Origin of the sequence: Bacillus cereus group sp. Bc031 (assembly GCF_027716265.1) — a bacterium.
Lineage (GTDB): Bacteria > Bacillota > Bacilli > Bacillales > Bacillaceae_G > Bacillus_A > Bacillus_A paranthracis.
In genome coordinates this window covers 1-7,195 of sequence record NZ_JAQFUL010000140.1, presented here as the reverse complement: position 1 = coordinate 7,195, position 7,195 = coordinate 1, and the positions used below count along the sequence as shown (strand labels likewise).

The following is a 7,195-nucleotide window of genomic DNA, read 5'->3' as shown; positions in this document are numbered from 1 at the left end:
TTCTCTCATTATACAAGAAAGACCCTATAGAATAGACTTTTTTTTAAGTGTCTATTCTATAGGGTACATTTTAGATTGAAATCTTTCATTTTTTCATTTGGCATTTCGATTGGAGAGAGTTAAGTAAAAAGTAACTCTCTTTTTCGTATAACGAAGCACCTTATAGAGTGGAGGAAGCAACATGAAGAAATGGGTAAAGGGAACGCTGTCTATCGCTGGAGGCGTTGTCTTATTAGCGTGTGCCGGCGGATATTACATGTATAAAAATTATTTTCCAAAGGAACCTGAGCGTATTGTATATGATAAAGAAAGAGTGCTACAACCGATACATAATCAGCTTAAAGGAATTAATATAGAAAATGTAAAGATGAAAGAAAAAGAAGTCGTAAATGCGACTGTAGATGAGCTTCAAAAAATGATTGATGATGGAAAGTTGTCATATGAAGAATTAACGAGTATTTATCTCTTTAGAATACAAGAACATGATCAAAATGGAATAACATTAAATGCTGTTACAGAGATAAATCCTAATGCGATGGAAGAAGCAAGAAAGTTAGATCAAGAGCGAGGTAGAAACAAAAAGTCGAATTTATATGGTATTCCTGTCGTTGTAAAAGATAATGTACAGACGGAAAAAGTGATGCCGACTAGTGCAGGAACATATGTGTTAAAAGATTGGGTTGCAGATGAGGATGCGACGATTGTGAAAAAGTTGAAAGAAGAAGGTGCTTTTGTTTTAGGAAAAGCGAATATGTCTGAGTGGGCAAATTATTTATCCTTTACAATGCCTAGCGGATATAGCGGGAAAAAAGGACAAAATTTGAATCCGTATGGTCCGATTACGTTTGATACATCAGGATCAAGCTCTGGATCTGCTACAGTAGTTGCGGCAGATTTTGCACCGCTTGCAATCGGGACAGAAACGACTGGATCAATTGTAGCACCAGCGACGCAGCAATCAGTAGTTGGATTACGTCCATCACTAGGTATGGTGAGTAGATCAGGCATTATTCCGTTAGCTGAAACGCTTGATACAGCAGGGCCGATGGCAAGAACGGTAAAGGATGCGGCAACGTTATTTAACATAATGGTAAGTTATGATGAAAAAGATGCTATGACAGAAAAAATGAAAGATAAAGAAAGAATGGATTATACGAAGGACTTATCAATAGACGGTTTGAAAGGGAAAAAAGTAGGAGTACTATTTTCAATAGATCGACAAGATGACAATAGAAAAGAAGTAGCACAAAAGATAAGAAAAGACCTTCAAGATGCAGGTGCAATAGTGACTGATGATATTCAGTTAAACGCTGAGGGTGTAGATAATCTACAAACATTAGAATATGAATTCAAACATAATGTTAACGATTTTCTTTCAAAGCAAAAAAATGTACCGGTAAAATCGTTAGAAGAGATTATAGCGTTTAATAAAAAGGATAGTAATAGACGAATAAAATATGGACAAACATTAATTGAGGGATCTGAAAAATCTGCTACAACGAAAGATGAGTTTGAAAAAAGTAGTGCAAACGAGTCAAAAAAATGCAAGAAAAGAGCTAGATAGATATTTAGTAGAAAAAGGTTTGGATGCTCTAGTTATGATTAATAACGATGAAGTTCTTCTATCCGCTGTAGCTGGTTATCCGGAATTAGCGGTTCCTGCTGGATATGATAAAAATGGAGAACCAATCGGTGTAGTGTTTGTAGGGAAACAGTTTGGTGAAAAAGAGCTTTTCAATATTGGATATGCGTATGAGCAGCAGTCTAAAAATAGAAAACCACCTAAATTGTAAAAGGTTAAACGAAAAAAAGAGCTCAACTGAAGTAAGTAGGTGGGCTAATATAAATAGAATCTAACAATATAAAAAGAAAAAAAGGATTCTTTCTAATTAGTAAGAAAGATTGTCTATAGAAGTTCATAAAATGTAATATATTCAATTTCCATCCATTGAAGGGGGAGGTTAAATCTTAATGAATGAAGTGAAAAATTTTTTTCTAAGTAGAGGGTTTCAACGGTTTCTCGTTTTAATAATAGTAGCGCTTGTATTATATGGATTAAAAAGTATGATCAACTTAATATTAATTACGTTTATACTGACATTTTTAATGGATCGATTTCAACGTTTTATTTCAAAAAAATTGAAAGTGAACCGGAAAATTGTTATCGCCTGTTTGTATATCATATTAGTTTCCTTTATTGGCACGACATTGTATAAATATTTACCTGTGTTAACGATACAAATTTCGCAATTGATTTATCAATTTAAATTGTTCTTTCAAAACCCGCCTGATAATGAAATCATTAAATATGCACTTTCGACAATTAACGGAATGGAAGTATCAAAGTATATAGAACAAGGTGTAGATGTCATCTATCAATCGATAGCAAATATAGGGAAGGTAAGTTTACAAATATTATTGTCTCTCATATTAAGCTTATTTTTCTTATTAGAGAAGGAGCGTATTATTACCTTTACTTCTAAATTTAAAGAGAGTAAGCTAAAGATTTTTTATGAGGAAATCGCATATTTTGGCGAAAGGTTTGCAAGATCGTTCGGTAAAGTAATTGAAGCACAGTTTTTAATTGCGGTTGTAAATTGTATTCTTACTGTTATTGCATTAATTGTTTTAGGATTTCCGCAGCTTCTCGTATTAGCTGTTATGATTTTTCTACTAGGGTTGATTCCAGTTGCAGGTGTGATTATTTCTTTATTTCCACTTAGTATCATTGCTTATAACGTAGGCGGAGTTATGTACGTTGTATACATACTTATTTTCATTACAGTCATCCATGCTCTTGAAAGTTATTTTTTAAACCCGAAGTTTATGTCTGCGAAAACGAATTTACCAATCTTTTATACATTTATAATTCTCATCTTTTCAGAACATTTCCTTGGAATATGGGGGCTTATTATCGGGATACCAATCTTTATCTTTTTCTTAGATGTACTTGATGTAAATAATGAGGAATCGATTAAAAAATAGAAAATAAAGTAAAAAGCAATCCGAAATAATTTGGATTGCTTTTTGCTATACATATTAAAGAACAGGAGCTATTGTTTCTTTCAACACTTGAACTGAGTGATCGAATTTTAATTCTTCGTCTTCACTTAATTCTACTTCTAAAATTTCACGAACCCCGCCGCGATTTAAAACAGCAGGTACACCAATATACACATCTTTTTGACCATATTGACCTTCTAAGTAAGCCGATACAGTTAATACACTATTTTCATCATTTAAAATCGCTTTAGTAACACGTAGAAGTGACATACCGATACCGTAGTAAGTTGCACCTTTTCGCTCAATAATATGGTAAGCTGCATCACGAACGTTTATGAAAATTTTGTCTAAATCTTCTTGATTATACGTGTTGTCTTTTTCAAGCAGTGTCTGTAGTTTTTGGATACCAACGGAAACGTGGCTCCAAACTGGAAGTTCAGTATCGCCATGTTCTCCGATAATATAGGCGTGAATGTTGTGTGGACCAATATCGAAGTACTCACCTAACATATAGCGGAAACGAGCAGAATCAAGCGTTGTACCAGAACCGATTACACGTTCTTTCGGTAAACCAGATTCTTTCCAAGTTACGTAAGTTAAAATATCTACAGGATTTGTTGCGATTAAGAAAATGCCATCAAACCCGCTATCCATAATACTGCGAACGATTTGTTTAAAGATTTTAGCGTTTTTCTCAACTAAATCTAAACGTGTTTCACCTGGCTTTTGTGGTAATCCAGCCGTAATGACTACAAGGTCAGCATCTTTACAATCTTCGTAGCTACCTTTCCATACTCTAGTTGGAGCTGGAGCAAATGGAACGGCATGACTTAAATCCATCGCTTCTCCTTCAGCTTTTGCTTCGTTTACATCAACTAAAACAAATTCTTCAGCTACAGCTTGGTTAATCATGCAGTAAGCATAACTACATCCAACTGCTCCTGTTCCGACTAATACAACACGGTTAATACCTTTTTTCATTTCAAAATTCCTCGCAATTTCATTGATTTTATTATGTAAGATAATACGTCTTACTTCTATAGATTCATATCTAGTTTATTACATTTTATAAAAGATATTCAAGTATTTGAAAATGTATCCGTGCAATTTCTTGCATAAAACATAGGAAGTAAGTTAACCGAATATAATGCAATAAAATCCTTTATTGAAGGGGAAAAGGCCATGATGCAGCCATTAACGATGGAAAGAATGCTCCATATTATTCATGTGGGGCTCGTTAAAACGAAGGAGCCAAAACAGATTATTATTGTTGGTGCAGGAATTTCAGGATTAGTTGCAGCATCGTTATTGAAAGAAGCAGGTCATAACATAACAATTTTAGAAGCGAATAATCGAATAGGCGGAAGAATATATACGATCCGTGAACCGTTTAGCAGAGGTTTATATTTTAATGCAGGACCAATGCGAATTCCTGATACACACAAGTTAACTTTAGCTTACATTCGTAAATTTAAATTACCGTTAAATCTTTTTATAAATAAAACCGCTTCAGATATTATTTATACGAATAATATTAAAACGAGATTAAGCATATTCGAAAAAAATCCAAGTATACTTGGATATCCTATTTTAGAGAGGGAAAAAGGTAAAACGGCAGAAGAGTTAATGTTAGAGGTATTAGAACCGATTCTAAATTATATTAAGAAAGATCCTAATAAGAATTGGAGTATTGTTGAGAAAAAGTATAAAGCATATTCGCTCGGCACATTTTTAACTGAATATTATTCAGACGGTGCAATAGATATGATTGGTGTACTTCTTGATATGGAAGCGTATATGGGAATGTCTTTAATTGAAGTATTACGAGAAATGGTCTTCTTTACTTCAACGACGAAATATTATGAAATAACGGGCGGGATGGATGCATTACCAAAAGCATTTTTATCGCAGTTAAATGAGAATATATTTATGCGGTATAAGGTTGAAAAAATTATACAAGAAAATAGCAAAGTGATGATGCAAGTAAACTATGAACAAACTATTGAGAGATTTATGGTTACAGGTGATGTTGCAATTGTTACGATCCCATTTTCAGCTTTACGTTTTGTTGAAATTCAGCCTTACAATCTATTCTCTTATTATAAAAGACGAGCAATTCGTGAATTAAATTATATTGCTGCAACTAAAATTGCGATAGAGTTTAAAAGTAGATTTTGGGAGAAAGCGGGACAGTGTGGAGGTAAATCTATTACAGATTTACCTATACGGTTTACATATTATCCGAGTTATGGCATTCATACACCAGGGGCAGCTATCGTTTTAGCGAGTTATACGTGGGCAGATGAGGCGTTAACATGGGATAGTTTACCGGATAGAGAACGCATTCGTTACGCATTAAAAAATTTAGCAGAAATATACGGTGATATCGTCTATAGTGAGTTTGTTACGGGAACATCTTTTAGCTGGAGTCAAAATCCGTATTCTTGCGGTGCATTTACAGCTTTTGAACCAGGTCAAGAGCTCGAGTTATTTCCGTATATTACACCACCATCTGGAAAAGTGCACTTTGCAGGAGAGCATACGACATTAACACATGGGTGGATGCAAGGAGCGATAGAATCTGGGATTAAAGTTGCTTATGAAGTAAACGAACAGTGAACATATATTTACAAATCACGACTCTTTTAATAAAATAATAAATATAAATCGTAATTATTACGCTTTGAATACGTTTTGAAATAAAGAAATGGATGGTCGATCAAATGAATAAAGTAGAAATTCATATATTAGGTGGCTTTTTAGGTAGCGGAAAATCAACATTATTACAAAATTTATTGTTAGCGGAGAAAAAGAAGAATAGAAAAGTTGCAGTGTTAATGAATGAAATTGGTGAATACTCAGTAGATACAGATATTATTGGAAAAGAGAATGTTTTAAGGGAACTTCTTAAAGGGTGTATTTGTTGTACGTTAAAAGAAGAGCTTGAAATACAATTACATTCGTTATATCAGCAAGAAAGACCAGATGTCATTTATATAGAAACGACAGGTGTTGCGCATCCAATTGAAGTGTTAGATGCATGTGTATCACCAATTTTAGCACCTTTCTTAGAAGTGAAATCAATAGTAGTCGTTTTAGATGCAGTAAGGTGGTTAAATCGAAGTATATTAAGTGCAAATGTGCAACAGCTACTGCATGAGCAAATGAAATTTGGTAGCCATATTTTAATTAATAAATCAGATTTACTAACATTTGCGGATAAGAACAAAGTAATTGAAGACGTGAAAGCAATAAATAATCATGCAAAATTGTTTGAAACAAAATATTGTAATATATCTTTAGAAGATATAGAAGAAGCTGAATTTATGAATGATGGGGAACATGAGACACTACATGTCAAACAGCATTTACATATACAAACGATGACATATCAATTTACGAAATCGATTGATCAAGACAATTTATATGAATGGCTTTTAAATTTACCAGATAGTATTTATCGTGTAAAAGGATTTGTGAAATTCCATGGAGATAAATACCCGCACCTATTCCAATATTCATTTGGGGTACCAACTTTACTGGAACAAGACTTCGGTTTCCCGACGAACTTGGTAGTGATAGGGGAAGGGCTAGATAAGAAACAATTGGCTGAAGGGTTAGAGAAAGTAGAACTTAACTCTAATTAAGGTGAAAAGACTAACTTAAAAATAAGTTAGTCTTTTTGTATGGTCATTACTGAAATGAAACAGTATTTTCAATTGGATTGCAGAATATATATTGATTGTATGTCCGTTTCCATTACATAGGAAGGTGATTATATATTTGTGCCGAATGTAGAGGGTACTACAAGAGTTTTCCATTATCTATTGAATTAGTTAGTCATGATTACGGACAGGGGATTTTGGCGTGTTTGATTCTATCAGAAAGTAAAGTATAGGGAGGATCACAATGTCGATGAAAAAACGTAAGTGGCTAAAGACGATGTTTACTGGTTGTGTTTTAGGTTCGTTATTAATAACAGCAGCTTGTTCAGGAAAGAAAACAAGTACAGAGGATGACAAGACGATTAAGGTAGGAGTCCTTGCTTCTATAACAGGACCGCTAGAATCGTATGGAAAACAAACAGTGAACGGATTTGAATTAGGGTTAGACTATCATGCCCATCAACTTAAGAATTTTCACTACCCCCAAGTGACAAAAAACGTTATTCTTTCTAAAAAGCTAGCTAGAA

4 protein-coding genes and 2 pseudogenes are annotated in these 7,195 nt (G+C 33.8%); 5 read left to right on the top strand and 1 reads right to left on the bottom strand.

Features of this window, described 5'->3' with window-relative positions:
- The first annotated feature begins 181 nt into the window (after positions 1–181).
- Both PDQ33_RS27630 and PDQ33_RS27625 read left to right on the top strand, forming a co-directional pair.
- Positions 182–1,793 (top strand): annotated as a pseudogene (locus PDQ33_RS27630) (amidase family protein).
- A gap of 178 nt (positions 1,794–1,971) precedes the next feature.
- Complete coding sequence (locus tag PDQ33_RS27625; protein ID WP_270757010.1) at positions 1,972–2,985, top strand: AI-2E family transporter; 1,014 nt, start codon at positions 1,972–1,974, stop codon at positions 2,983–2,985.
- A 54-nt stretch (positions 2,986–3,039) separates the two neighbouring features.
- Here PDQ33_RS27625 and PDQ33_RS27620 read toward each other — a convergent pair whose 3' ends face one another.
- On the bottom strand, positions 3,040–3,984 hold the full coding sequence (locus tag PDQ33_RS27620; RefSeq protein WP_270757011.1) for an L-lactate dehydrogenase: 945 nt from the start codon (positions 3,982–3,984) through the stop codon (positions 3,040–3,042).
- 201 nt (positions 3,985–4,185) lie between these two features.
- On the opposite strand from PDQ33_RS27620, the gene PDQ33_RS27615 reads away from it, so the two are divergent.
- The 3 genes and pseudogenes from PDQ33_RS27615 to PDQ33_RS27605 all read left to right on the top strand — a co-directional run.
- Positions 4,186–5,622: a flavin monoamine oxidase family protein gene (locus PDQ33_RS27615; RefSeq protein WP_061131163.1), complete on the top strand. Its 1,437-nt coding sequence runs from the start codon at positions 4,186–4,188 to the stop codon at positions 5,620–5,622.
- A 104-nt stretch (positions 5,623–5,726) separates the two neighbouring features.
- Complete coding sequence (locus PDQ33_RS27610) at positions 5,727–6,650, top strand: CobW family GTP-binding protein (RefSeq protein WP_061131164.1); 924 nt, start codon at positions 5,727–5,729, stop codon at positions 6,648–6,650.
- Between the two features lie 262 nt (positions 6,651–6,912).
- Positions 6,913–7,195 (top strand): annotated as a pseudogene (locus PDQ33_RS27605) (hypothetical protein); the annotation flags it as partial.

Coding starts and splice junctions, on each gene's coding strand:
- PDQ33_RS27625 (WP_270757010.1), top strand. CDS start 1,972: ATGAATGAAGTGAAAAATTTTTTTCTAAGTAGAGGGTTTCAACGGTTT.
- PDQ33_RS27620 (WP_270757011.1), bottom strand. CDS start 3,984: ATGAAAAAAGGTATTAACCGTGTTGTATTAGTCGGAACAGGAGCAGTT.
- PDQ33_RS27615 (WP_061131163.1), top strand. CDS start 4,186: ATGATGCAGCCATTAACGATGGAAAGAATGCTCCATATTATTCATGTG.
- PDQ33_RS27610 (WP_061131164.1), top strand. CDS start 5,727: ATGAATAAAGTAGAAATTCATATATTAGGTGGCTTTTTAGGTAGCGGA.